Consider the following 23,031-nt stretch of genomic DNA (forward strand, 5'->3'; position numbering starts at 1 on the left):
AGTAACACCTCGCGCGTAAAGGGCTAGAGAGTTACCTGTGTTACCTCTGTTACTTTCGCTAGGGGCCAAGGCAACACAGGTAACACCGTGGGGGCCTACGCGGGCCGGTGTTACCTTTGCGGCTGCGGTGCGCCGGGGCATCACTTCTCCCCCTTCTTGACGCGCTCAGCACGGAGATCAACACCAGCGAGCGAGTGATACGCGCCTCGTCCTGATTTAGTGATCTGCCCGGACTTCCACGCGCGGTCGAGGTAGACCTTCACGTTCCGAACGTCTTCACCGAGGGCTTCCGCCACTTCGGACGGCGACAACGTGACCCGCTGGCTGTCGATGTAGTGGACTATGGCCTGCCTCAGCTCGCCGTTGCTGCTGACCAACTCGGTCTGCTTGGCCATCACGTCGTGTGCAGTCACCGTGGACCGCTGAAGGTTGATCACACGCGCGGTCTTGATGGGCTTCCGCTTACCCGTGGGGTTCGGGTAGACCACTTCCTCCGTCTCGAACGAGAACGACAGCCGCGCCCCGGTGTAGTTGCCCTTCTCGACGGTGGCGTACCGCATGCCCGTCTCCTCGTCCTTGACCACGAAGATGTGCGACCGGGCGATGTCCCTCCAGGCGTGAGCGCCCGACAGCTTCTCGGCGGCGGTGCCTGCTCCCTTCCTGTGGTGGAGGATGCAAATGATCGAGATGTTGAGCTCGGTGGCCAGGTCACGGACGGGGTCCATAGCGGTGCGCACGTCCTTGGGCTTGTTCGGGTCGCCGCCGACGTACGAGATGACCGGGTCGAGGATCACCACGCGCGCTCCAGAACTGATCACCGCCTGCCGGATAGCGTCGAGGTCTTCCTGGATTTGCAGCCCTGTATCGCGCCCCTCGCTGGTGACTGTTATGACCTTGAAGCGCCCAGACGACAGGTCGGCACCAGCGGCACGCATTCGCGGCTTGAGCACCCGCCCCAGGTCGTCCTCACCTACGGCAGTAAGTACCGTGGTCGGCCCGTCGAGGTCGCCCTCTGCGGTGCCCTCCATGATCTGCTTCGCCCACGTCGCCAGCAGCGTGCTCTTACCAACATCGGCTGTGCCCGACATGATCGAGAGCGTGCCGAGCGGGAACACATCTTCAAGCGCCCAGTAGATGGGTTCTTCATCGATGTCGTTGAGGTCCACCAGGACAAGCTCCCGGCCGTTGCCCTCCCCCGTGCGCTTCGCCTGCCTAGGTGCCTTCGGCTTTCTGTCGGCTCGCACGTCATCCTCCACTCGCGTTATCGCCTTGGCCCACGCCCGGTCGAACGCGATGAGGTACTTCGGGTCGGGGTAGTCGTTGGTGTACCGAGCCCGCGCTGCCTCGTAGGCCTCACGGCGACCGCTGCCCCACGTCAGGCCCGACACCAGCGGGGTGATCCGCCTCAGCAATTCGCCGTTGTCGATTCCGTCCTCGGGGAAGATTGTGGCCTTGCGGCGCGCCTTGGCGGCGCTCGCCTTCTGCTTCGGGTCGGTGGTGGTTCCCTCGCTGCCCAGCCACGCCTCCAGGTCGGCCATGTCGTAGTCCCAGCCGTCCTTCTTGTGGACAAGCGCCCACTCAGGAGCCGGTGCCAGCCGGGGCTTCTTGGTCAGCGTCGGCCCGTTGTAGACGATCAGGCCGATGCCACTGCGAATGTCCACACCGGGCATGCCGTTGAGGTCACGGTCGATGGTGAGTTGTTCGCCCTCCGGTGCCCGGTAGATGTGGTGTGCGCCGTTGCCGCTACGACTCGTGTAGTTGAAGGTGCGCGGCAGGGTGTGGCCCTGCGCCTTCAGGCTCGCGAAGCCGTCCTTGCCGTTCTTGCGATCCAGGTCCACGACCACGAGGCCCGACCGCCCGGCGTGGACGCCGATGCGCTGTCGTGGGTTGCCAGCCCACCACTCACGAATCTGTTTCAGGGACCGCGATGCACCCCTGTCCCAGCCGAACCCCTGGAGGAACTGGCCGCTGGGGGTCATCGGGAAGACATAGAAGCCTGCGCGGGCCAGGCTCAGCGCGGTGTCTAGGTTGCTCATTCGCTGGCCTCCTCGTCGTCAAGCTCGATTACGGCGCGCAGGCGGGGCTCATCGAGCGCGAAATACAGCACTCCCCCGCAGTCGTCGCACTGCGTGTGCGAGCGATACATGGCATCGAGACCCCGGCTGAGGCCGTCCTGGTCGCCCCAGGTGGACACGTCGCTCTGGTCGCCGTGCAGGTGCATGAGTCCATAGGGCTCGGGCGTCACGCCGGGGAACAGAACTACGTGCTGCGCCCAAGGCTCGAGCCACTTCGGGTCAGGCCCGTGATCGCGCACCTGCTCGGCCTCGAACTTCGACAGCCCGTTCGGCCTGCCGGGGTACTGCGGCGCGCCGCTCATGCGACACCCCCGTCGCTATCTTCGTCCTCGATCTTCATGTAGCACCGCGGAGGCTCATCCGGTCCGAAAAGGAACACTCGGTCCCAGCTCTGTGGCCACTTCCACTTGCCCTTGTGGGTGAAGGCGTCGGCCAGCGCCCGGTGCAAACTTTCCCGGTCAGAGAAACCCTGAATAGCGATCTCGCCGTCGTGCGGGATGACAGCGTAGGCATACGCCCCAGGCAGGTCACCGATGAAGACGGCGGGGGTAGTCTGCGCAAGGGCAGCCTGCTGCGCCACGGGCCAGGTCTCCGTGGAGCCGGGGTTCCCGGCGTTCATTTCTGGGCCCCGGCACGCAGGAGAGCACTGATGTGCTTGATCTGGTCGGGAGTCAGTGGCGACGCGACAGCTAGCGCACGATCAATCGTGACCTCGATGCGCGCTGCTGCGTGGTCGCGTCGGGCATCGGCCTCAGCGTCGGGATCACCCGCTGCGCGTGCCCGTGCAATTGCACTCGATGAAGACTGGAGTTTGGACATGGTGAAGATACCCCTTCGGGCTCTTCTCGACATGACCTTGCGAGATTAGTTGGCTCTACAGCGCTAACGAGTGATATTGAGTTACTGCGGTTCGATGATACGTCAGGCAGCGACGCGCATGCGAGGACGCCAGCTCTGCACAGCTTCGGCGACGTTCGGTGTGCTCACACCATGACGGCACCACACGCTGAGCGGGCTGGGGTTTTCCCAGGCGTCAACCTTGCGTTCCTCCAAGATGGAGTCGTACTGGCGAGTCATCGTGATCGCTTCGGGCCTGAACCCGCGCGTCACGACTGGAACCAGCAGCCATCCATCCTCAGTGAGCGAGGCATGCACCAGCGAACACCTGCACTTGCCACGGACAACCACGTCGGGTCCCGCGTCAGTGCCGACGAGCCGCGGCTTGACCTGTTTGCTCATGCAACGTACAGTACACTCCCGCAGGGCTGCCCCGCGCATCAGTTTCGAGCCCTGCGCACATAAATCCCCGGTCAGACCACTAATAATTGGTCTAGCGCCCCGGCGTGTTGCGGCGTGGTGCCGCCCGCGGCCTCCTGCCGCGTTGGGCCTCCCGGGGCGGGTAAGTGGGCCGGGACAGGCTGCTGGGTCCGTGTGCGAGAGCTCAGAGCGTCTCACTGAGACCTGGGTGCCAAGCGCCCCGAGGCCTTGGCCACCTGGGGCTACCGGCAAACCTTGAAAATGCATAATACCTAACTGTGGCGGAACTCCACGACGTCGCCGTCCTGCATCACGTATTCCTTGCCCTCGATGCGGGCCTTGCCTTTGGCGCGCGCCTCGGCGATCGAACCGGTGTCCACCAGGTCCTGGAAGCCGATGACCTCCGCCTTGATGAAGCCCTTCTCGAAGTCGGTGTGGATGACACCGGCCGCCTGCGGGGCCTTGGCACCCTTCGGGATGGTCCAGGCCCGGGCCTCTTTCGGACCGGCCGTGAGGTAGGTCTGCAGACCGAGGGTGTCGAAGCCGACGCGGGCGAGCTGGGTGAGCCCGCTCTCCTCCTGGCCGGTGGAGGCGAGGAGCTCCGCGGCATCCGCCGGCTCGAGGTCGATGAGTTCGGATTCGAGCTTCGCGTCGAGGAAGATCGCCTTGGCTGGAGCAACGAGAGCCGCGAGCTTCGCCAGCGCCGCGGCATCCTGCAGCACGTCTTCGTCCACGTTGAACACGTAGATGAACGGCTTGGTGGTGAGAAGGCCGAGCTCTTGGATGAGCGAGAGATCGATGCTGGACGACGAGAGCGGTTTTCCGGAGTCGAAGAAGGCCTGCGCCTCGATCGCCGCGGCGAGCACTGCCGGCTCGGTGCGCTTGGTCTTGACTTCCTTCTCGTACCGGGGAACCGCCTTTTCGAGCGTCTGCAAATCGGCGAGGATGAGCTCGGTGTTGATGGTCTCCATGTCGGAGGCTGCGTCCACCTTGCCGTCCACGTGCACGACATCAGGGTCGGCGAACCCGCGGATGACCTGCGCGATGGCATCGGCCTCGCGGATGTTGGCAAGGAACTTGTTGCCGAGACCTTCACCGACGGAGGCGCCCTTCACGATGCCGGCGATGTCTACGAAGGAGACGGGAGCCGCGAGGATGCGCTCGCTGCCGAACAGCTCGGCGAGCGCGTCGAGCCGGGGATCCGGCAGCGTCACGACGCCGACGTTGGGCTCGATGGTGGCGAAGGGATAGTTCGCCGCCAGCACCTGATTCTTGGTGAGTGCGTTGAACAGGGTGGACTTGCCGACATTGGGCAGTCCGACGATTGCGATAGTGAGAGCCACGAGGCTCAATGGTACCGGTGCGTCATCCCAGCACCGCGCGGAAGCAGTGCGTGCGGTACGGCAGCTCGAAGCTCTCCCTGCCCGCGAGGGCGGGATCGGATGTCGCGAGGCCGCGCACCGCGGAGAGTACCTCTGCGCGCGCCTCGTCCGTAGCCGTGATGATGTAGCTGCGGGAGGCGACCAGGTTCACGAGCGAGTCGACCCCGATGCTGTTCGCCCACTCGAACTGTGCCTCCTCCAGGGCGCCGAAGGGCTCCCCGACCGAGATGGCTCCCGCGATGAACCGTTCCGCATCGCTCGATCCCATGATGTCGCCGAGACGCTTCACCCAGGGCACCGACTCATCCCGGATGTTCCACACGAGACCCAGCGTGCCGCCCGGTCGCAGCACGCGCGCGATCTCCGCGGTCGCCGCCGGGACATCCACCCAATGCCAGGCCTGCGCGACCGTCACGGCATCCACGCAGTCGTCCGGGAGCGGGATCGCCTCGGCCGTGCCGCCGAGCGCCTGCACCGTCGGGAGCGATTCGACGAGCTTCTGCCGCATCAGCGGATCGGGTTCGACGGCGATCGTGGCGAATCCGCGCAGCACGAGAGAGCGGGTGAACTTGCCCGTTCCCGCCCCGACGTCGAGCACGGTCCGGGCGTGCGCCGGCACGAGCCAGTCGACCGCGGCGTCCGGATAGCCGGGGCGGGCACTGTCGTACGACCCGGCCGCCCGGCCGAAGGAGTTGGCCTGCTCCGGGGTGCGGTTCTCGTCCATCGGTCGAGGCTAGTCGCGACGGCTGCGGAGTTCAGCCAGGAACAGGCCGATCCCCTCCGGCAGCAGCTCGAAGCCGATCGAACGGCTCGGATTGACGACGATGCCCGCGCCGGGCGGGATGGATGCGAGCAGCGAGCGGCCGACGATCGAGACCCCGAACGCGGCAAGTCGCCCGAATTCGGCGATCTGGTCGTCGTGCGTGAACACGGCGAGCATCGAGACTCCGCCGATGTCGAACAGCACCGGCTGCAACTGGTCGAGGTTGTCGACGATCTCGGTCGCGCTCGGCACGATCACCGGGCTCACCGCGAGCGACTCCAGCACCTCGGCAGTGGTCGCGCGACCGGATTGGGCGAGCACGATGGTGCGCTCGAGCTCGGTGGGGTCGCGCACATCGGACATCCGTTCATCCTAGGCAGCGCGGTTCGCCCCCGGCAGCGCAGCGACGCCGACCCCCAGTCGCGCGGATCGCCGCCGTCGCTCCCGGGGCGGGGTCGGAGGAGCGTGAGACGATGCGACCATGCCACTTGACTTCACCGCGATCGACTTCGAGACCGCCAATTCCTCGAACGCCTCGGCCTGCTCGGTGGGACTGGTCAAGGTGCGCGACGGCATGGTCGTCGACAGGGTGGCCTGGTTCATCCGCCCCCCGGCCGGGTTCGACCACTTCAACGAGTGGAACACCCGCATCCACGGCATCATGGCTCCGGATGTCGCGGACGCCAAGCTCTGGAGCGAGCAGTTGGCCGACCTCGTGGCCTTCGCCGACGGCGACTTCCTCGTCGCCCACAACGCCGGCTTCGACATGGGAGTCATCTCCGGAGCGTGCCGGGCGAGCTTCGTCGACATCCCCGACTTCCGCTACCTCTGCAGCCTCCAGGTCGCGCGAAAGACCTACACCCTCGACTCCTACCGCCTGCCGATGGCCGCCATGGCCGCCGGCTTCGAGGACTTCGCCCACCACGACGCCCTCGCCGACTCCGAGGCCTGCGCCGCGATCATCGTGCACGCCGCGAATCGGCATGACGCGTCATCGATAGAGGAGCTCGCCCGGATCACCGGGTGCCGCATCGGTGCGATCGGGGCGCTCGCGGAGGATTCGACCCCCATGTTCCGGGCCTGACACCGCGGCACCCCGCCATTGTCGGGGCCGGCTGACAGACTTGCCGCATGGATCCCATCGCAGCCCTCATCATCGGCCTGATCGTCGGAGTCGTGCTCGGCGCGGTCATCGGGCTGCTGTTCGCGCGCACCCGCACCGCGGATGTTCCGGTCGGCGTCGATCCCGCACTCCTCGCCTCCCAGCACGAACTCGCCCTCGGAGCCGTGCGGGCGGAGGAGGCGACCGCGAGGTCCCAGCTCGGCTCGGAGCTCGCCGCGATCCAAGCCACGGCGATCGCGCTGAAGGAGCAGGTCGCCGCCCAGCAGGAGCAGTATCGCGAACTGGTGGACCGCCAGCGGAGAGAGCAGTCCGCGGAAGCAGACCGGCAGAAGCGGGAGAGCGCGGTGCTCCAGGCCCTGACCCCGGTGCAGGAGTCCCTGCGCAGCATGCAGCTGAAGGTGACAGAGCTCGAGACCCAGCGCAGTCTCCAGCACGGCCAGCTGACGCAGCAGCTCCGCAACGCCACCGAATCGGAGGAGCGCTTGCGCAGTACCGCGGAGTCTCTCGCCTCCGCGCTGCGCAACAACGCCACCCGCGGGGTGTGGGGGGAGACCCAGTTACGCAACGTGGTGCAGGCGGCCGGCCTCATCGAGCGCGTCGACTTCGATGTGCAGTCGAGCATCTCGTCGGATGCCGGATCCGGCCGACCGGACATGGTCATCCACCTGCCCGGGGGCAAGAACATCGCCGTGGATGCGAAGGTACCCTTCACCGCGTACCTCGAGGCGAGCCAGATCGCCGTCACCGCCACGGGCGAGGATGGAGCGCGACGCGAAGCCTTCATCAAGCAACATGTCCGAGCGGTGCGGGCCCACATCGACACCCTGGGCAGTAAGGCCTACTGGGCCGGGCTAGACGCCTCTCCCGAGCTCGTGATCGCCTTCATCCCGAGCGAATCCCTCGTCGCCTCCGCCATGGAGGCCGACCCCGGGATCATGGACTACGCGTTCTCGAAGCGCGTCGCGCTCTCCTCCCCCGTCACCCTCTGGTCTGTGCTCAAGACCGTGGCCTTCAGCTGGCAGCAGGATGTCGTGACGCAGGAGGCGAAGATGCTCTTCGAGACCAGCCGCGAGCTCTATGGGCGCCTCGCGACCCTCGCCGGCCACATCGAGAAACTCGGGCGCTCGATCGAGAGCACCGTGAAGAACTACAACGGTTTCGTCGGTTCGCTCGAACGCCAGGTGCTGCCGTCCGCCCGAAAACTCAATGTCCTCGACGAGTCGAAGGTGTTGGGCACCCACGCCGAGATCGAGGAACTGCCCCGCGACCTGACCGCGTTCGAGCTCGTCACAGAGCTCGAGATCGTGAGTGCTCTGGAGGCGCGCCCGAGCTCTGACTGAAGCGGCGTTACAACCACTTCTCCGCGAGGTGGTCGGCGACGACTCGACGGATCGTGCCCGAGCGGCCGCGCAGCACGATGCTCTCGGTGCGGATGATCGGACCCTTCTTCCGCACGCCGCCGACGAGCTGGCCGTCGGTGACGCCGGTCGCCACGAAGTAGGTGTTGTCGCTGGTGACGAGATCATCGATCTCGAGGATGCGCTCCAAGTCATGCCCGGCGTCGATCGCCCTCTGGCGCTCATCGTCGTTCTGCGGGGCGAGCCTTGCCTGGATGAACCCGCCGAGTCCCTTCAACGCACAGGCGGTGATGATCCCCTCCGGGGTGCCGCCGCGGCCGACGCACATGTCGATGCGGGCGTCGTAGCGTGCGGCGTTGATGCCACCGGCGACATCCCCGTCGAGCAGCAGTCGCGTGCCGGCGCCGGCCTCGCGGATGTCCTCGATGAGCTGCGCGTGACGCGGGCGGTCGAGCACCGCGACCACGAGATCCGCGACGTCCTTGTTCATCGCCTTCGCGAGGGCGCGGATGTTCTCCCCGATCGGTTTGCGGAGGTCGACGACCCCGTGCCCCTCATGGCCGGTGACGATCTTGTCCATGTAGAAGACGGCGGAGGGGTCGTACATGCTGCCGCGATCGGCCACCGCGATCATCGACAGCGCATTCTGCCGGCCGGCGGCCGTGAGGGAGGTGCCATCGATGGGGTCCACCGCGATGTCGCAGGCCTGGCCCTGGCCGGTGCCGACGTGCTCGCCGTTGTAGAGCATCGGGGCGTCATCCTTCTCGCCCTCGCCGATCACCACGAGCCCGTCGAAGTCGACGGTGCCGAGGAATTTGCGCATGGCATCGACCGCGGCGCCGTCGGCGGCATTCTTGTCGCCTCGCCCGATGAACGGCACGGCCCGGATCGCGGCTGCTTCCGTCGCTCTCACCAGCTCCATTCCCAGGTTGCGGTCGGGGTGCAGGAAGATCGATCCGGTGTCAGTGTTCACCCGTCAAGGCTATCGAGCGGCGCTGGCCGTCGTCGGGCGGAGTCGTCGAAAGAACGCGGGTTCTTTAGTTCAATAGACTCAGGGTCACACCAGACCCACACGCACCGCGCGCACGAAGGAGATCTCCATGCCCATCGCGACCCCCGAACAGTACGCCGACATGCTCGACCGGGCGAAGGCCGGCGGCTTCGCCTACCCGGCGATCAATGCCTCGTCGTCGTCGACCATCAACGGCATCCTCCAGGGACTCACCGAGGCCGGCTCCGACGGCATCATCCAGGTCACCACCGGCGGCGCGGACTTCTTCGCCGGCCAGAGCGTGAAGGCCCGCGCATCCGGAGCCCTCGCCTTCGCCGCGTTCGTCACCGAGGTGGCGAAGAACTACCCGATCACGGTCGCGCTGCACACCGATCACTGCCCCACTAACGCGCTCGACGACTTCCTGCTGCCGCTGATCGCCGCCTCCGAGGCCGAGGTCGCCGCCGGTCGCGGTCCGATCTTCCAGTCCCACATGTGGGACGGATCGGCCGTGCCGCTCGACGAGAACCTGCGGGTCGCTCAGCAGATCCTGCCGCGCATGAAGGCGATCAACTCGATCCTCGAGGTGGAGATCGGAGTCGTCGGCGGCGAGGAAGACGGCGTCAGCCACGACATCAACGAGCACCTCTACACGACGCTGGATGACGCCATCGCGACGGTCGAGGCACTCGGCCTCGGCGAGCAGGGCCGCTACATCGCCGCCCTCACCTTCGGCAACGTGCATGGCGTCTACAAGCCCGGCAACGTGAAGCTGCGCCCGGAGCTGCTCGGCGAGATCCAGGCCGGCATCCAGTCGAAGTACGGCACGGGAGCCAAGCCCCTCGACCTCGTCTTCCACGGCGGATCCGGCTCGACCGACGACGAGATCGCCCTCGCCGTGGCGAACGGCGTCATCAAGATGAACATCGACACCGACACCCAGTACGCCTACAGCCGCTCGGTCGCCGACACCGTGCTGAAGAACTACGACGGATTCCTCAAGGTCGACGGCGAGGTCGGCAACAAGAAGGTCTACGACCCGCGCTCCTGGGGAAAGCTCGCGGAGTCCGCCCTCGCCGCCCGGGTGGTCGAAGCGACGAAGCAGCTGGGGTCGGCCGGCCACACCAAGGGCTAGTCGCGCCGGTTCAGGTTACTTTCCCGAGCGATCCATGTAAGCGATGAATGCCGGGTCGGACTGCAGCAGGATCACGACGAACACGAGCGCAACGACTGTCGCGGTGACCCCTCCGGCGATCGGCACCCAGAACGCGACGCGTCTACGACGCAGCATCCAGGTGGTCACGAGCACGGTGAGCACGAACAGCCCGAGCGTGATGACGTTGAGGGTCTCCCCCAGACTCGCGGTGAGCGCGGTCGGCACGTACTGGCCGATGTTCTGGGAGATGAAGAACTGGGTGACGATCGTCGCGAGGGTGTCTTTGGTGAGCAGCTGCGCGATCACGTTGATGGTGGCGTAGCCGAGCAGCACGGCGGTGAGGACGATGTCCCAGCGGCGCGGGCGTCGGCCCGCGGCGGGCACAGGGCCGATGACGCGAGTCGTCGCATCCGGCGGCTGCGGCGCACCGGCGGCGGAGGGCCGACCGTCTACCGGGGGAACGAGGAGTGGAGACACCGCGGGCAGAGATTGGGCGATGATCTTCGCCTGCTCCTGGGGGGTGGCGTATTCGCCGTATTGCGGCCGCGGACGACGCTCGCCGTATTTCGGCGGCTCTGCTCCGGGCTGCTCGGTCATTTCTGTTGCCAATCGAGCTGGCGGATGCGGCCTCCGAGCCCCCGCGCGTCATCCTGGCCGTTCGCGTCTTTGCGCAACTCCTTGGGCAGCGAGAACATGAGGTCCTCCTCCGCGGTGACGACCTGGCTCACCGATCCGTAGCCCGCATCGGCGAGATCGTCGAGCACTTCCTGCACGAGAACTTCCGGAACGGATGCCCCGGACGTCACGCCGACGGTCGCGATACCGTCGAGCCACTCCTGCTGGATCTCGCTCGCGTAGTCCACGCGGTAGGCGGCCTTCGCGCCGTTCTCCAGCGCGACGTCCACCAGTCTCACGGTGTTGGAGCTGTTGGCAGAGCCGACCACGATCACGAGTTCGGCCGATTCGGCGACCTTCTTGATCGCGACCTGGCGGTTCTGGGTGGCGTAGCAGATGTCATCGCTCGGTGGATTGTGCAGCCGGGGGAAGCGCTCTCGCAACAGGCGGACGGTCTCCATCGTCTCGTCGACGCTCAGGGTGGTCTGGCTGAGCCAGACGAGGTTGTCGGGGTCGGCGACCTCGAGGGTCGCGACATCCGCGGGGCTGTTGACCAGTGTGGTGCGCTCCGGGGCATGCCCCATGGTGCCCTCGACCTCTTCGTGCCCGGCATGACCGATCAGCAGGATGTGGAAGTCGTCGCGGGCGAAACGCACGGCCTCGCGATGCACCTTGGTCACCAGGGGGCAGGTGGCGTCGATCGCCTCGAGATTGCGCTCCGCCGCGGCCGCGACGACAGCCGGTGAAACACCGTGCGCGGAGAAGACGATGTGTGCACCCTCCGGCACCTCATCGACCTCGTCGACGAAGATCGCGCCCTGCTTCTCGAGGGTGGAGACCACGTGGATGTTGTGCACGATCTGTTTGCGCACGTAGACCGGTGACCCGTAATGTTCGAGTGCTTTCTCCACGGCGATGACCGCCCTGTCCACTCCTGCACAGTAGCCGCGCGGTGCCGCGAGCAGCACCCGCTTCTCTCCCGTGACAGGGATGTCCCGTAGCCTGTTGCGTACCGCGGGAACGCGCGGCATATTCAGGCTGACGGCCTCGCCGTTGGTAATGGTGCTCACCCTTCAGATTCTACGTGGGGTGCGCTGGCGAGGCACTGGGAGGGCTGCTCGTGACTATCGATCCGGGGCCATCCACCGTCGACACCCCGTGGCCGGTCGCCCTGCTCTCCGCGAAGATCAAGGGCTGGATAGATCGACTCGGGGCCGTCTGGGTCGAGGGCGAGATCACCCAGTGGGGCCTTTCAGGAGGCAACGTCTACGGCAAACTCAAAGACCTCGATGCCGACGCGACCGTCGGGTTCACCGTCTGGTCGTCGGTGAAGGCAAAGCTGCCGACCGACCTGAAGCAGGGCGACCGGGTGGTGACCCTGGTCAAGCCGAACTACTGGGTCAAGGGCGGCTCGCTCACCATGCAGGTGATCGAGATGCGCCATGTCGGCCTCGGCGACCTGCTCGAGCGCCTCGAACGGCTCCGCCAAGCGCTGCATGCCGAGGGGCTCTTCGACCTCGATCGCAAGAAACCGCTTCCCTTCCTCCCCGGCTGCGTCGGGCTCATCACCGGCAAGGACTCGGATGCCGAGAAGGATGTCTTGCGTAACGCGCAGTTGCGCTGGCCGGCCGTCGAGTTCCGCGTGGTGCACACGGCGGTGCAGGGAGACCGTGCCCCCGCCGAAGTCACGGCGGCGCTGCGCACGCTGGATGCGGATCCCGATGTCGACGTGATCATCGTGGCGCGCGGGGGAGGCGACTTCCAGAACCTCCTCGTCTTCAGCGACGAGACCCTCGTGCGCACCGCCGCGGCCTGTGTCACGCCGATCGTCAGCGCGATCGGACATGAGGCCGACCGCCCCCTGCTCGACGACATCGCCGACCTGCGGGCATCCACCCCCACGGACGCGGCAAAGCGAGTAGTGCCGGATGTCGCTGACGAACTGGCTCGCGTGCAGCAGGCCCGCGCCCGCATCGGCAACCGCATGACCTCGCAGGTGCGCACGGAGATCGACCGTCTCGAACAGCTGAGGTCACGACCGGCGCTCGCCGCATCCTCCTGGATCGTCGACTCCCGCGCCGAAGAACTCGGTCGCTACATCGGGCGAAGCGCCGAACTCATCGAACGACAGCTTGAGCGCTCGCACAGCACCGTGCTCGATCTGCGCTCCCAGCTGCGGGCGCTCTCCCCCCAGCGCACCCTCGACCGGGGATATGCCATCGCCCAGCTCCCCGGAGGCGCGGTACTGAGGAGTTCTGCGGATGCCGCTCCCGGCACTCCCCTCCTTCTCACCCTCGCCGACGGCTCGGCTTCCGCGACCGTCACTCCCCCACCGGACGCTCCCGGCGAGGCCGGTTAGAATCGACCCGTGGCATCCACCCCCTCCACCCCCGCTTCCCCTTCACCCGCTTCCGACGGGGTGGCCGAGCTATCTTACGAGCAGGCGCGCGATGAGCTGATCCGGGTGGTGAACGAACTCGAACAGGGTTCATCCACCCTCGAGCAGTCGCTGGCCCTGTGGGAGCGCGGCGAGGCGCTCGCCCGCCGTTGCGAAGAGTGGCTCATCGGCGCGAAGGCGCGACTGGATGCCGCCCGCTCCGCACAGCTGCCTGACGCCACCAAGGGCTGACCCGATGGCCGCAGAACTGAATCGTCCTCCCCGCATCGTGGCGGAACTCGGTCGACCGGAGACCCCGGAAGAGACCGCCGCCCGCAAGGCGGAGAATTCGCGCAAACACCGCGCTAACCAGACCCTGCGCAACCTGGTTCTCGCCCTTCTGGCCTCCCTTGCGGTCGTGTTCGTGCTCGTGCTCGTCGTCGTGCGTCCCGATGGCGCACCGCGCGCGGCGGTCGACTACCGGGCCGACGCCGCGGCATCCGAGCCCCAGGCCGGGCAGGTGCTCGCCGCGCCGGTGCTACCCGCCCGGTGGAGCGCGAACGACGACGGGCTCACGACCGGCTCCGATTCGGTCCTCGCCTGGAAGGTCGGGTTCATCACGCCGTCCGACCAGTACATCGGCCTCGTGCAGGGCATCGACGCCAACCCCACCTGGGTGGCGAACGAACTCGCCAACGTCCGTTCCACGGGGTCCACCTCCCTCGGAGGTCACGACTGGACAGTGTACGACCGCCGCACCGACCAGGATCCGGGAAACTACGCCTATTCGCTCAGCACGGTGATCGGGTCGAGCAGCGTCGTGCTGCACGGCACCGCGCCCACCACGGAATTCACCACCCTCGCCACGGCGGTCGCCGCCCAACTCGACGAAGGAACCCGATGAACAGCGCCGATCAGCCCCGCACCCCCACCCAGGCCTGGGCCGAGATGACGCGCGGCAACAAACGTTTCGTCGAAGGCGAGCCGAGTCATCCGCGTCAGGATGTGGAGCGTCGCGAGCAACTGCTGGGCGCCCAGACCCCGCACGCCGCTCTCTTCGGCTGCAGTGACTCCCGGCTCGCCGCCGAGATCATCTTCGACAAGGGCCTCGGCGACCTGTTCGTGGTGCGAAACGCCGGCCAGATCATCTCCGATTCCGTGGTGGGCTCGCTCGAATACGCTGTGGCCGTGCTCCATGTGCCTCTGATCGTGGTGCTCGGGCACGACGAATGCGGCGCAGTGCGGGCCGCCATCGACTCCCAGGCGCCGGATGCCGCGGCCCTGCCTCCGCACATCCACCAGCTGGTCGAGAAGATCGTTCCCGCCGTCAAGCGGGTGGCCGCCGCCAGCGACGATCCTTCCGCGACCCCCGATTCGACCGAGGTGGGGCGAGAGCACCTGCGCGACACCGTCGCCGAGCTCCTGCAGACCTCCGAGTTGATCAGCGACGCGATCGCCGCCGGTACGCTGGCTATCGTCGGTGCCAACTACCGACTGCTCCAGGGCATGGCCGTACCCGACGTCATCGTCGGCGCCGTCTAGGGCCCGACCGACCACCGCACACCGAAGCAAGGGACGCACAACGCCGTGACTGAATCCGAGTACCGCATCGAGCACGACACGATGGGCGAAGTCCGCGTTCCGGTGGCTGCCCTCTACGGAGCCCAGACCCAGCGCGCCGTCGAGAACTTCCCCATCTCTGGGAGCGGACTGGAGCCGGCACAGATCGTGGCACTCGCACGGATCAAACGCGCCGCCGCGATCGTGAACCTCGAGCTCGGCATCCTCGAGGCGCCGGTCTCCCAGGCCGTGGTGCTCGCCGCCGACGAACTGATCGCCGGCCGTCACCACGACCAATTTCCGGTCGACACGTACCAGACCGGCAGCGGCACCTCGTCGAACATGAACATCAACGAGGTGCTGGCCACCCTCGCCACGAAGTTCGCGGGAGCTCCGGTACACCCCAACGACCATGTGAACGCTTCGCAGTCCTCCAACGACGTCTTCCCCACCTCCGTGCACGTCGCCGTGACTGGCGCTCTCCTCGGCGACCTCGTGCCCGCCCTCGACCACCTCGCCACGGCGTTAGAGGCGAAGGCGCAACTGTGGAAGACCGTGGTCAAGTCCGGTCGTACCCACCTGATGGATGCCACCCCGGTGACGCTGGGCCAGGAGTTCGCCGGCTACGCGGCGCAGGTGCGCTACGGAATCGAGCGGGTGCAATCGACGATCGTGCGCGTGGCGGAGGTGCCCCTCGGCGGCACCGCCGTCGGCACGGGCATCAACACCCCGGCGGGCTTTTCGCAGAAGGTCATCGCGCTGCTGGCGACCGACTCCGGTCTTCCGCTCACCGAAGCGCGCGACCACTTCGAGGCGCAGGGCGCCCGGGATGGTCTGGTCGAGGCGTCCGGGGCACTCCGGGTGATCGCCGTGAGCCTCACCAAGATCTGCAACGACCTGCGCTGGATGGGCTCAGGCCCGAACACCGGACTCGGCGAGCTCAACATCCCCGACCTCCAGCCCGGTTCGTCGATCATGCCGGGCAAGGTGAACCCGGTGATTCCGGAGGCCGTGCTGATGGTGGCCGCCCGGGTCATCGGCAACGATGCGACGATCGCCTGGGCAGGGGCATCGGGATCCTTCGAGCTGAATGTCGCCATCCCGGTGATGGGTACTGCGCTGCTCGAGTCGATCCGTCTGCTCGCCAACTCCAGCGTCGCCCTCGCCGACAAGACCGTCGCCGGCCTCGTCGCCAACGTGGAACACGCCAGGGCCCTCGCGGAGTCCTCTCCATCGATCGTCACCCCGCTCAACCGGGTGATCGGCTACGAGGCCGCGGCGAAGGTCGCGAAGAATGCGGTCGCAAAATCGATCACGGTGCGTGAGTCGGTGATCGACCTCGGCTTCGTCGAACGTGGTGAGGTCTCGTTGGAACTTCTCGACAGCGCCCTCGACGTGCTCTCGATGACCCGCCCGCCCGCGCGGTCCTGAGAGACCTGGGTCTGGCGGCCCCGAGGGAGCTACGGGGTGTCGGCCTTCGAGATCGACGTGCCCTCGAGGTTCAGCACCGCGCGCTTTCCGACGGGGCCCCCGAGATCGATCGGGATGAGCACCGAGGAGGACTTGTCTCCCGTCGCTTTCAGGTCGCAGGGCGTGGCGAGCGCCGTGGCGTCGAGTGACTCGCCCACCGGGCGGCCGTAATACACCGCAAGCGCGACCGACGTGCTCGATTCGACGACGAGCACCTGCTGCGGAGTGCAGCGGCTGTCCGCGCGCACCTGCACCACGATGTCCGCCGAGTCGAGGGCGGTGAGCCCGACGGCAGGGTAGGCACCGATGTATCCGTCGGAGTCACTCGCGTGCGGCCGCGCGTAGGTGTCGAGGCCGAAGAGGGAGGAAGGGCTGCGGTTCTTGCCGTTCACGGCCTGGTAGCGCAGCGCGGGAACCCGGGTGAGCCCGGCGGGAGGCGTGTTCACCGGCACGAACACCCGGTTCACCACGGTCGGATCCGGGGTGCCCCAGAGCACACGAACGGGGTCCGTGATGGTGCGCACACTCACTTGCCTGCTCGGATCGAAGAGCCCGGCCGCCAGTGATGCTCCGCCGATGGCGAGGGCCGCGAGAGCGGCTCCCGCAGCGAGACGATGGATGCCGATGATCACCGGCCCGGGCTCGCCACCGGTCAGTTCACGGTGACTCCAGCCGGTGAGGGCGCGCCATTGCGAGCGCGGGGCCACGAATCCCCAGAGCGTGAGAATCGTGAGCCCGCCGAGCACGACGACGAGAGGCAGGTTCACCCTTAGAGCCTAAGCTGTCTACCCCGCGTCGTCGTGCCGGCCGCTGTGAATCGCGCCCTCCGTTCAGGCCAATTCGTTCGATTCGAGCATCTCGGTGACGAGGGCTGCGATCGCGGATCGCTCCGACCTCGTCAGGGTGATGTGCCCGAACAGGGAGTGTCCCTTGAGCGTCTCGATCACCGAGGCGACACCGTCGTGCCGGCCGACCCGGAGGTTGTCGCGCTGGGCGACATCGTGGGTGAGAACGACACGCGAGTTCTGGCCGATGCGACTGAGGACGGTGAGGAGCACGTTGCGCTCGAGGGACTGCGCCTCGTCCACGATCACGAAGGCATCATGCAGTGAGCGGCCGCGGATGTGGGTGAGCGGCAGCACCTCGAGCATGCCGCGCTCCACGACCTCGTCGAGAACATTCTGGGAGACGACCGAACCGAGCGTGTCGAAGACCGCCTGGGCCCACGGGTTCATCTTCTCCGAGGCATCCCCGGGGAGGAAGCCCAACTCCTGGCCGCCGACCGCATACAGCGGCCGGAATACCATGATCTTCTTGTGCTGCTGCTTCTCGAGCACGGCCTCGAGACCGGCGCAGAGCGCGAGGGCGGATTTGCCGGTGCCGGCCCGACCCCCGAGAGAGACGATCCCGATCTCCGGGTCGAGGAGCATGTCGATGGCCAGCCGCTGTTCGGCGGACCGTCCGTGAAGACCGAAGATGTCGCGATCGCCTCTCACGAGACGCATCTCCCCTCGCGCGGTGACGCGACCGAGCGCCGATCCTCGATCGGAGTGGATCACGAGGCCCGTGTTGATCGGCGTGTCACCGATCTGCCGGGTGGTGAGTTTCTCCGTGTCGTAGAGCTTCGCCATCTGGTCGGACCCCAGGGTGACGTCTTCCATGCCGGTCCAGCCGGAGTCGACGGCAAGTTCCGCGCGGTACTCCTCCGCGGCAAGCCCGATCGACGCTGCCTTCACGCGCAGCGGCAGGTCCTTCGAGACGACCGTGACATCCAGTCCGTCGTTGGAGAGGTTGAGAGCGACAGCGAGGATGCGCGAGTCGTTGTCGTTGAGCTGCAGGCCGGACGGGAGCACCGACATGTTCGAGTGATTGAGCTCGACGCGAAGCGATCCCCCGTCACCGACGGCGATGGGAAAGTCGAGGCGTTCGTGCTGCACGCGAAGCTCGTCGAGATTGCGCAGGGCCTGGCGTGCGAAGTACCCGATCTCCGGGTCGTTGCGCTTTCCTTCGAGCTCGGAGATCACGACGACCGGAAGCACCACCGCGTGTTCTGAGAAGCGGAAGATGGCCTTCGGATCAGAAAGCAACACCGAAGTGTCGAGCACATAGGTGCGCTCGGCCTGCTTGGCGCTGGTGCCTGTCGCTCCGTCACTCTGAGAACGGCGTGCGGGGCTGGTCTTGTCGAAAGCGGCCACGTGAGCTCCATCCCCGGATGCTCATCAGCACCCGGAACTAGTCCTCGTGACGGCCACTACACGTTTCGAGACGAACTTGCGTGGCCGTCTCGATCAGGCGCCATACCTGATAGCTCGTACGCTACGGGCGCCGCCTGCGGCTGAGCCGAGCGACACGCCCGGCGACGTGTTACGCGAAGATTAACGTTTGCCGAACCGCCGAAAGCCGTCAGACGGTGATGGCCGAGGCATAGCTGGTGAAGGCCCCGCGAAGCGCGTCGAAACTGTCTTCGTCGGTCGATACGTGTGGGCTGAGGCGCACCGTGCCGCCCCGCACGGTCACCGAGATCCCGTGGTTGAACAGGGATGCCGTGAGCATGGTGAGCTGGTCTGCTGCCGGTTCGAGAACGACGATCCCCGCCCGCTCGTTCTCGGCGCGGGAGGATGCCACCGGCACCGCGTACTCGTCGGCGAGGTCGATGACGCGGGAGACCTTCTCTGCCAGGCGCGCCCTGATCGCCGGCACTCCCACCGCCCCGATCTCCTCCAGCGCCGCGGCGAAACGGGCCTGGTCGATCGGGCTCGGGTTGCTGACACTGTAGGCACCCGCTCCCCCTGCGGGCGGAAGGACGCCGTCGAGCGGGAGATCCGGCGAATCCGTGGCGCTGAAGCCGCTGAAGACGGGCGTCAGCCTGTCGAGGGCACGCTCGCTCAGCGCGAGGAAGCCGGTGCCCCACCCTGCCCGCGCCCATTTCTGACCGCCGCTGGCGATCACATCCGCCACCTCGTAGGGCGCGTCGACCACGCTGAATCCCTGCATCGCGTCCACGATGAGCAGGCGATCGCCGATCACCTGTCGAATGCCCTCGATGTCCGCGAGATAGCCGGTGCGGAAGTCGACCAGGCTCACCGCGACCGCGACGATGCCCGGGGTGAGCCTGTCCCGGATCACGCCCGGGGTCACCGGACCGCCGGCGGTATCGAGCCAGTGCGGCGCGAGCACCGAGAGCGAGTCGGCCGCGCGCACCGCAGCGAACGGGAGGGACGGGAATTCCGCCGGCGAGAGCAACACTCCCCCGGTGATCCCGAACATCGCGTGCATCAGACCCGAGCTGGTATTGGGTTGGAAGACGACCTGGTCGGAGGAGAAACCGATCAGCTGTCCGACCGCCTCGCGCACGCGCCGGTCCTGGTCCTCGAGGCTCGCCAGGCTGCCGAAGCGCGACCGGCGCAGCAGCTCGACCTGGGCCTGCTCTTCTTCGATCGCTGCACGGCCGAGGGGCCCGACCGAGGCGAAATTGAAGTAGCCGGGCTCTTCGGTGAAACCGGAGACGAAGTCATCGATGGTCATCGGGGATCACTAACTGCCGAAGCGGCGCTGGCGTCGGGCGTAGTCGCGGAGGGCCCGCAAGAAGTCGACCTCGCGCAGGTCGGGCCCGAGCGCCTCCACGAAATAGAACTCGCTGTGGGCGCTCTGCCAGAGCATGAAGTCGCTGAGACGCTGTTCCCCCGAGGTGCGGATGACGAGGTCCGGATCGGGCTGGCCGCCGGTGTACAGGTGGTCGCCGATGAGCTCCGGAGTGAGGATCTCCGCGAGGGCATCGAGGGTGCCGCCGTCTTCCTCATGCTTGGTCACGATGCTGCGCATCGCATCCGCGATCTCCCGGCGACCGCCGTAGCCGACCGCGAGGTTGATGTGCATGCCGGTGTTCGATGCGGTGCGGGCCTCGGCATTCTTCAGTGCCTCGATGAGGTGCTGCGGAAGGCCGTCGGCGGACCCCACGTGCTGCACCCTCCAGTCACGGAAGTGCGAGAGGTCTTCTGCCAGGTCCGCGATGATCTGCAGCAGCTCATCCAGTTCGGCGGTAGTCCGGCCGGTGAGATTGTCGGTGGACAGCAGGTAGAGGGTCGCCGTGGCGATTCCGAGGTCATCACACCACACCAGGAACTCACGGAACTTCGCGGCTCCGGCACGGTGCCCGTGGGCCGCGGTCTCGAGCAACCGTTGGCGCGCCCACCGCCGGTTGCCGTCGAGGATCATCGCGATGTGCTTCGGCCGTTCCTGGGTGGCGAGGAAGCGTCGGATCCGGTTCTGGTAAAGGCCGTAGAGGATGCCTCGTCCGAGGGGAACTTCCCGCTGTGCCACACCAATACGCTAGTGCACGAGCATGCGACTCCTCCCATCTCGCGGGCATCGGGCGTCACTAAACTGTGGCCTCATGGCAACGGAATCGGATCAGGGACCTTTCGACTCTGCGGTGGATGCCGAAGACGACGGGCCCGACCTTCCCAACATCCCTCTCTTGGACGATGCGCTCACAAATCGCGCGGCGCTGCTCGAGCGCAAGCCCACCTGGCGGGGGTGGATCCACACGGCCACTTTCCCGGTCGCGATCGTGCTCGGTGTGGTGCTGATCGTGCGGGCCGACGGCGTGCCGGCCAAGGTGTCGAGCTCCGTCTTCGTGCTGTCGTCGCTGCTGCTGTTCGGGGTCTCCGCGCTCTATCACCGCATCAATTGGAGTGACCGCAAGAAACGGCTGCTCAAGCGCATGGACCACGCCAACATCTTCCTGCTGATCGCCGGGTCGTATACCCCGATCACCGTGCTGGCCCTCCCCCACGACAAGTCGGTGCTCTTGCTCTGGCTGGTCTGGATCGGTGCCGGCCTCGGAATCGGATTCCGCATCTTCTGGATCGGCGCACCGCGCTGGCTCTACGTGCCGCTCTATCTGTTGCTCGGCTACGCCGCGCTCGCCTTCATCGTCGACTTCTTCCAGGCCAACGCCGTGATGATGACCCTCATCCTGCTCGGCGGTGTCTTCTACACGATCGGCGCGGTGATCTACGGCTTCAAGCGTCCGAACCCCGTGCCCGGAGTCTTCGGATTCCATGAGATCTTCCACGCGCTCACACTGCTCGCGTACCTCTGCCACTGGACCGCCATCTTCCTGGTGGCCACGAACCCGCCGGTCTTCTAGAGCGGTTGGGCTGGGTCCAGATGCCGGCCCCTGAAGAAGCTGGCGATCTTCAGGAGCTGGTGGGAGGCTGCTCCGACGCGGCGGCATCCCGCTCGGCCTCGAGCTGCTCGCGGATCTCGCCGCGGTAGCGCACCCGGCGCACGCGGCGCACCATGTCGATGCAGAGGGCCACCACTGCGGCGGCGACGAGAAACGTCGCGGCGAAGCCGACCCAGGTCGGGGTGACCGAATTCTCGTCGAAGTTCGGCTGTGGAGTCGGTGTCGATGCGAGCATCACGATCGCGGTGTACACGCCGTTCATGCGCCGGCCTCCTCGGCGGGGATCCCGGCGAACAGGTCGGTCTCGGGCAGCGGGGATTCCACGAGCGACAGAGCGAGCTGGAAGTCTTCGAACGGCCACGCCTGCCGCTGCAGGTCGTTGGGCCAGAAGAAGAACGCGCTGTCGGGGGCGACCTGGCTGGCGTGGGCACGCAACGCCGTGTCCCGTGCGTCGAAGAAGTCGCCGACGGGCACCTGGGTGGTCGTGAGGACGGGGCGATCCTTCATCCGCTCCCGAAACTCCTGCATCTGGGCGAGCTGCGGCGTCTCCGGGGCATTCACGAGCAGGAACTGGTACATCGCCTCGATGCGCGGCGCGTTGAAGATACGGTCGAAGTAGACCTTGGAGATCTGCCACGGTTCGCCGGCATCCGGGTACCGCGACGCATCCGCCGCGGCCTCGTAGGCATACAGCGAGATGTCGTGCGTGCGGATGTGGTCGGGGTGAGGGTAGCCGCCCGTCTCGTCGTAGGTCACGAGCACCTGCGGCCGGAACTCGCGGATGATCTTCACGAGAGGCTCGGCAGAGATCTCGAGCGGGATGAGCGCGAAGGAGTTTGCGGGAACCGGCTCGTCGTTCTCGGGCAGCCCGGAGTCCTGGTAGCCCAGCCAGCGGTGTTCGAAGCCGATCGCTGCCTGGGCGTTGGCCATCTCGATACGACGCAGGCCGGCCATGTCGCGGTTCGCCATCGCCGTGGACTCGAGGGCTTCGTTCTGGATGTCGCCGCGCTCGCCGCCGGTGCAGCTGACCACGAGCACCTCAGTGCCGATGCTGCGGTAGTGGGCATAGGTCGCGGCGCCCTTGCTCGACTCGTCGTCGGGGTGGGCGTGAACGGCAAGCAGGCGCTGAGTCACCGAACTCCTTGTTTTTTGGGGGAAGGCGCGGGTAGGGAATACGCAGGGATGGGCGGATACCCTTGGACTACAAGAATAGGCGTGCGGGGATGTGACATGACTGCGATAGACGAGGACGCGCTCGAGGTACGCCCGTCTGCGCTGCCCGAATCCGCCGGCCTTGCCGCTCGCTACGGGCGCACGCCAGCGAAGAAGCGCCGGGAGCGCCTCATCTATCTGGTCGCCGGTGCCCTGGCGGCGATCGTCGTGATCGCGTGGGTCGTCTGGGCGGGACTCGACCAGGCCGGCAGCACCCTCGACGCGGAGGACAAGGGTTCGACCATCGTCAACGACCGCACCGTGAGCATCAGCTACCAGGTCTCGATGCCGGTCGGTCAGACCGCGAGTTGCGCCCTCCAGGTGCAGAACGAAGCCCACGGGATCGTCGGCTGGCGCATCGTGAAGGTTCCGGCATCCACGCGGTACACCACCTCCTATACCGACACCGTTTTGAGTTCAGAGCAGGGCGTCACCGGCTTGATCTACCGGTGCTGGCTGACCTAAACTGAGCGTTACTGACCAGAGACCGGCCCCACGGCC

26 protein-coding genes are annotated in these 23,031 nt (G+C 66.7%); 10 read left to right on the forward strand and 16 right to left on the reverse strand.

Translation table 11 applies throughout. The features are described 5' to 3' along the window. Positions 1 to 140: 140 nt before the first annotated feature. From F1C58_RS12140 to F1C58_RS12170, 7 genes are all read right to left on the reverse strand, one after another. Complete coding sequence (locus F1C58_RS12140; RefSeq protein ID WP_185201352.1) at positions 141 to 2,036, reverse strand: AAA family ATPase; 1,896 nt, start codon at positions 2,034 to 2,036, stop codon at positions 141 to 143. Beyond that, positions 2,033 to 2,377: a hypothetical protein gene (locus F1C58_RS12145; protein ID WP_185201353.1), complete on the reverse strand. Its 345-nt coding sequence runs from the start codon at positions 2,375 to 2,377 to the stop codon at positions 2,033 to 2,035. Before F1C58_RS12145 ends, F1C58_RS12140 begins: the two co-directional genes overlap by 4 nt. Continuing rightward, positions 2,374 to 2,655, reverse strand: coding sequence for a hypothetical protein (locus tag F1C58_RS12150; protein WP_219731970.1), 282 nt, complete (start codon positions 2,653 to 2,655; stop codon positions 2,374 to 2,376). The genes F1C58_RS12145 and F1C58_RS12150 overlap by 4 nt, the downstream gene beginning before the upstream one ends. A gap of 341 nt (positions 2,656 to 2,996) precedes the next feature. Next, positions 2,997 to 3,314, reverse strand: coding sequence for a hypothetical protein (locus F1C58_RS12155; RefSeq protein ID WP_185201355.1), 318 nt, complete (start codon positions 3,312 to 3,314; stop codon positions 2,997 to 2,999). 290 nt (positions 3,315 to 3,604) lie between these two features. Then, a complete protein-coding gene (ychF, locus tag F1C58_RS12160; protein WP_185201356.1) occupies positions 3,605 to 4,675 on the reverse strand; it encodes a redox-regulated ATPase YchF in 1,071 nt (356 codons plus the stop codon). A gap of 22 nt (positions 4,676 to 4,697) precedes the next feature. After that, the gene (locus F1C58_RS12165; protein ID WP_185201357.1) at positions 4,698 to 5,438 is read right to left on the reverse strand and encodes a class I SAM-dependent methyltransferase; all 741 of its coding nucleotides are present in this window, start codon (positions 5,436 to 5,438) and stop codon (positions 4,698 to 4,700) included. A gap of 9 nt (positions 5,439 to 5,447) precedes the next feature. Next, complete coding sequence (locus F1C58_RS12170) at positions 5,448 to 5,840, reverse strand: SseB family protein (protein WP_185201358.1); 393 nt, start codon at positions 5,838 to 5,840, stop codon at positions 5,448 to 5,450. Between the two features lie 118 nt (positions 5,841 to 5,958). On the opposite strand from F1C58_RS12170, the gene F1C58_RS12175 reads away from it, so the two are divergent. Both F1C58_RS12175 and F1C58_RS12180 read left to right on the forward strand, forming a co-directional pair. Next, complete coding sequence (locus tag F1C58_RS12175) at positions 5,959 to 6,561, forward strand: 3'-5' exonuclease (RefSeq protein ID WP_185201359.1); 603 nt, start codon at positions 5,959 to 5,961, stop codon at positions 6,559 to 6,561. A 47-nt stretch (positions 6,562 to 6,608) separates the two neighbouring features. Further along, a complete protein-coding gene (locus F1C58_RS12180) occupies positions 6,609 to 7,940 on the forward strand; it encodes a DNA recombination protein RmuC (RefSeq protein WP_185201360.1) in 1,332 nt (443 codons plus the stop codon). A 7-nt stretch (positions 7,941 to 7,947) separates the two neighbouring features. Here the strand turns inward: F1C58_RS12180 and glpX are convergent, their stop codons facing one another. Beyond that, positions 7,948 to 8,880, reverse strand: coding sequence for a class II fructose-bisphosphatase (gene glpX / locus F1C58_RS12185; protein ID WP_185204133.1), 933 nt, complete (start codon positions 8,878 to 8,880; stop codon positions 7,948 to 7,950). A 178-nt stretch (positions 8,881 to 9,058) separates the two neighbouring features. On the opposite strand from glpX, the gene fbaA reads away from it, so the two are divergent. Then, positions 9,059 to 10,084 carry a class II fructose-bisphosphate aldolase gene (fbaA, locus tag F1C58_RS12190; protein ID WP_185201361.1) on the forward strand — a complete coding sequence of 342 codons (1,026 nt, stop codon included), beginning with the start codon at positions 9,059 to 9,061 and terminating at the stop codon, positions 10,082 to 10,084. Between the two features lie 15 nt (positions 10,085 to 10,099). Here fbaA and F1C58_RS12195 read toward each other — a convergent pair whose 3' ends face one another. Both F1C58_RS12195 and F1C58_RS12200 read right to left on the reverse strand, forming a co-directional pair. Then, on the reverse strand, positions 10,100 to 10,702 hold the full coding sequence (locus F1C58_RS12195; RefSeq protein WP_185201362.1) for a DUF6264 family protein: 603 nt from the start codon (positions 10,700 to 10,702) through the stop codon (positions 10,100 to 10,102). After that, positions 10,699 to 11,751 carry a 4-hydroxy-3-methylbut-2-enyl diphosphate reductase gene (locus tag F1C58_RS12200; RefSeq protein ID WP_185204134.1) on the reverse strand — a complete coding sequence of 351 codons (1,053 nt, stop codon included), beginning with the start codon at positions 11,749 to 11,751 and terminating at the stop codon, positions 10,699 to 10,701. Before F1C58_RS12200 ends, F1C58_RS12195 begins: the two co-directional genes overlap by 4 nt. Positions 11,752 to 11,840: 89 nt before the next feature. On the opposite strand from F1C58_RS12200, the gene xseA reads away from it, so the two are divergent. The 5 genes from xseA (at position 11,841) to F1C58_RS12225 (ending at position 16,088) form a co-directional block, all read left to right on the forward strand. Further along, positions 11,841 to 13,079 (forward strand): exodeoxyribonuclease VII large subunit, encoded by a 1,239-nt coding sequence (gene xseA / locus F1C58_RS12205; protein WP_185201363.1) that lies wholly within the window; start codon positions 11,841 to 11,843, stop codon positions 13,077 to 13,079. A gap of 9 nt (positions 13,080 to 13,088) precedes the next feature. Next, a complete protein-coding gene (locus F1C58_RS12210) occupies positions 13,089 to 13,349 on the forward strand; it encodes an exodeoxyribonuclease VII small subunit (RefSeq protein ID WP_185201364.1) in 261 nt (86 codons plus the stop codon). Positions 13,350 to 13,353: 4 nt separating this feature from the next. Further along, a complete protein-coding gene (locus F1C58_RS12215) occupies positions 13,354 to 14,001 on the forward strand; it encodes a DUF4245 domain-containing protein (protein ID WP_185201365.1) in 648 nt (215 codons plus the stop codon). Beyond that, positions 13,998 to 14,639 carry a carbonic anhydrase gene (locus tag F1C58_RS12220; RefSeq protein ID WP_219731971.1) on the forward strand — a complete coding sequence of 214 codons (642 nt, stop codon included), beginning with the start codon at positions 13,998 to 14,000 and terminating at the stop codon, positions 14,637 to 14,639. Before F1C58_RS12215 ends, F1C58_RS12220 begins: the two co-directional genes overlap by 4 nt. Before the next feature lie 81 nt (positions 14,640 to 14,720). Beyond that, positions 14,721 to 16,088 (forward strand): class II fumarate hydratase, encoded by a 1,368-nt coding sequence (locus tag F1C58_RS12225; RefSeq protein WP_370543715.1) that lies wholly within the window; start codon positions 14,721 to 14,723, stop codon positions 16,086 to 16,088. A 29-nt stretch (positions 16,089 to 16,117) separates the two neighbouring features. On the opposite strand, the gene F1C58_RS12230 is transcribed toward F1C58_RS12225, so the two are convergent. From F1C58_RS12230 to F1C58_RS12245, 4 genes are all read right to left on the reverse strand, one after another. Beyond that, complete coding sequence (locus F1C58_RS12230) at positions 16,118 to 16,894, reverse strand: hypothetical protein (protein ID WP_185201367.1); 777 nt, start codon at positions 16,892 to 16,894, stop codon at positions 16,118 to 16,120. A gap of 63 nt (positions 16,895 to 16,957) precedes the next feature. Next, positions 16,958 to 18,322, reverse strand: a complete 1,365-nt coding sequence (locus F1C58_RS12235; RefSeq protein WP_185201368.1) for a PhoH family protein — start codon at positions 18,320 to 18,322, stop codon at positions 16,958 to 16,960. Positions 18,323 to 18,530: 208 nt separating this feature from the next. Continuing rightward, on the reverse strand, positions 18,531 to 19,652 hold the full coding sequence (locus tag F1C58_RS12240; protein WP_185201369.1) for an aminotransferase class V-fold PLP-dependent enzyme: 1,122 nt from the start codon (positions 19,650 to 19,652) through the stop codon (positions 18,531 to 18,533). Positions 19,653 to 19,661: 9 nt separating this feature from the next. Further along, positions 19,662 to 20,447 carry an isoprenyl transferase gene (locus F1C58_RS12245; RefSeq protein ID WP_185201370.1) on the reverse strand — a complete coding sequence of 262 codons (786 nt, stop codon included), beginning with the start codon at positions 20,445 to 20,447 and terminating at the stop codon, positions 19,662 to 19,664. A 73-nt stretch (positions 20,448 to 20,520) separates the two neighbouring features. On the opposite strand from F1C58_RS12245, the gene F1C58_RS12250 reads away from it, so the two are divergent. Then, a complete protein-coding gene (locus F1C58_RS12250) occupies positions 20,521 to 21,279 on the forward strand; it encodes a hemolysin III family protein (RefSeq protein ID WP_185201371.1) in 759 nt (252 codons plus the stop codon). Positions 21,280 to 21,328: 49 nt separating this feature from the next. Here F1C58_RS12250 and F1C58_RS12255 read toward each other — a convergent pair whose 3' ends face one another. After that, on the reverse strand, positions 21,329 to 21,580 hold the full coding sequence (locus tag F1C58_RS12255; protein WP_185201372.1) for a hypothetical protein: 252 nt from the start codon (positions 21,578 to 21,580) through the stop codon (positions 21,329 to 21,331). Beyond that, positions 21,577 to 22,452: a mycothiol conjugate amidase Mca gene (gene mca / locus F1C58_RS12260; protein ID WP_185201373.1), complete on the reverse strand. Its 876-nt coding sequence runs from the start codon at positions 22,450 to 22,452 to the stop codon at positions 21,577 to 21,579. Before mca ends, F1C58_RS12255 begins: the two co-directional genes overlap by 4 nt. Positions 22,453 to 22,548: 96 nt before the next feature. Between mca and F1C58_RS12265 the strand changes: the two genes are divergently transcribed. Next, a complete protein-coding gene (locus tag F1C58_RS12265) occupies positions 22,549 to 22,995 on the forward strand; it encodes a DUF4307 domain-containing protein (protein ID WP_185201374.1) in 447 nt (148 codons plus the stop codon). Positions 22,996 to 23,031 lie beyond the last annotated feature (36 nt).

This window comes from Glaciihabitans sp. INWT7 (assembly GCF_014217685.1).
Classification (GTDB): domain Bacteria; phylum Actinomycetota; class Actinomycetes; order Actinomycetales; family Microbacteriaceae; genus Lacisediminihabitans.

Bases quoted from the DNA above. Each gene is read 5' to 3' on its own strand.
- F1C58_RS12140 (WP_185201352.1), bottom strand. From the start codon at position 2,036: ATGAGCAACCTAGACACCGCGCTGAGCCTGGCCCGCGCAGGCTTCTAT.
- F1C58_RS12145 (WP_185201353.1), bottom strand. From the start codon at position 2,377: ATGAGCGGCGCGCCGCAGTACCCCGGCAGGCCGAACGGGCTGTCGAAG.
- F1C58_RS12155 (WP_185201355.1), bottom strand. From the start codon at position 3,314: ATGAGCAAACAGGTCAAGCCGCGGCTCGTCGGCACTGACGCGGGACCC.
- F1C58_RS12165 (WP_185201357.1), bottom strand. From the start codon at position 5,438: ATGGACGAGAACCGCACCCCGGAGCAGGCCAACTCCTTCGGCCGGGCG.
- F1C58_RS12170 (WP_185201358.1), bottom strand. From the start codon at position 5,840: ATGTCCGATGTGCGCGACCCCACCGAGCTCGAGCGCACCATCGTGCTC.
- F1C58_RS12175 (WP_185201359.1), top strand. From the start codon at position 5,959: ATGCCACTTGACTTCACCGCGATCGACTTCGAGACCGCCAATTCCTCG.
- F1C58_RS12180 (WP_185201360.1), top strand. From the start codon at position 6,609: ATGGATCCCATCGCAGCCCTCATCATCGGCCTGATCGTCGGAGTCGTG.
- glpX (WP_185204133.1), bottom strand. From the start codon at position 8,880: ATGGAGCTGGTGAGAGCGACGGAAGCAGCCGCGATCCGGGCCGTGCCG.
- fbaA (WP_185201361.1), top strand. From the start codon at position 9,059: ATGCCCATCGCGACCCCCGAACAGTACGCCGACATGCTCGACCGGGCG.
- F1C58_RS12195 (WP_185201362.1), bottom strand. From the start codon at position 10,702: ATGACCGAGCAGCCCGGAGCAGAGCCGCCGAAATACGGCGAGCGTCGT.
- F1C58_RS12200 (WP_185204134.1), bottom strand. From the start codon at position 11,751: ATGCCGCGCGTTCCCGCGGTACGCAACAGGCTACGGGACATCCCTGTC.
- F1C58_RS12215 (WP_185201365.1), top strand. From the start codon at position 13,354: ATGGCCGCAGAACTGAATCGTCCTCCCCGCATCGTGGCGGAACTCGGT.
- F1C58_RS12220 (WP_219731971.1), top strand. From the start codon at position 13,998: ATGAACAGCGCCGATCAGCCCCGCACCCCCACCCAGGCCTGGGCCGAG.
- F1C58_RS12225 (WP_370543715.1), top strand. From the start codon at position 14,721: ATGGGCGAAGTCCGCGTTCCGGTGGCTGCCCTCTACGGAGCCCAGACC.
- F1C58_RS12240 (WP_185201369.1), bottom strand. From the start codon at position 19,652: ATGACCATCGATGACTTCGTCTCCGGTTTCACCGAAGAGCCCGGCTAC.
- F1C58_RS12250 (WP_185201371.1), top strand. From the start codon at position 20,521: ATGGCAACGGAATCGGATCAGGGACCTTTCGACTCTGCGGTGGATGCC.
- F1C58_RS12255 (WP_185201372.1), bottom strand. From the start codon at position 21,580: ATGAACGGCGTGTACACCGCGATCGTGATGCTCGCATCGACACCGACT.
- F1C58_RS12265 (WP_185201374.1), top strand. From the start codon at position 22,549: ATGACTGCGATAGACGAGGACGCGCTCGAGGTACGCCCGTCTGCGCTG.